Genomic DNA, 693 nt, shown 5'->3' with positions numbered 1-693 from the left:
AATAATAAAATAAAAATAGATAAATATTTATTGCTAAACGATAAATAGTTGAGTAAACTTAAATTAAGTTAATCAATGAATGTTAATGAAATTTATAGGAGGAAAAAATGACACTATTTTTATTGGTCGGTATATTGTTAATAATAATTGTGGGGATTAATCGAAACAAACTGATGAATTTTAGTGGCCCCAATAACCGTCTTGTCAAAAAACTATCAGGCTATGAATGGTTTCAAAACCCATTGCTTAGCGGGTTATTTTTATTTGTTTTAAATGCATTATTATTTGGGACTACTTTTCTTATACTCTATGGATTGGACTTCCTGTTGATCCCTTACATCCATTTATTCATTATGGTGGGGGCAGTTATTGTAAGTTTGGTTGCCTGGATTATTATTTTAAATGCTTGGAAAGGTGATAAGAAGGGACGGATTTTAAGAGGGTTTATCGGTAGTAGCTTTTATTTAATACTCACCTGTGTTTTCGGATATATGATGGTGACACTTGAACCACAATTTCCAGGAGATGATACCTTTATGGCCTTTATCGGTCTTGTCATGGCCATTACAGTAACAGCAACAGCTTTCATAACATGCTTTTTATTTACGGGATTGTTTGAAAGAAAGGAATCACACTAATTTTATCTACATTTGAAATTAAGGTAGGGAATTGGGTAAAACAGGAAAAGGTCAT

General features: G+C 31.9%; 1 protein-coding gene. It reads left to right on the top strand.

The window, feature by feature from the left end:
- The first annotated feature begins 107 nt into the window (after positions 1 to 107).
- Positions 108 to 638, top strand: coding sequence for a hypothetical protein (locus tag V7112_RS10130; protein ID WP_335418599.1), 531 nt, complete (start codon positions 108 to 110; stop codon positions 636 to 638).
- Positions 639 to 693 lie beyond the last annotated feature (55 nt).

Source organism: Bacillus sp. JJ1566 (assembly GCF_036962685.1).
In the GTDB taxonomy this organism is placed as follows: domain Bacteria; phylum Bacillota; class Bacilli; order Bacillales; family Bacillaceae_L; genus Ferdinandcohnia.
The sequence above is the reverse complement of the archived record's forward strand: the minus strand, read 5'-3'. Positions and strand labels throughout refer to the sequence as shown.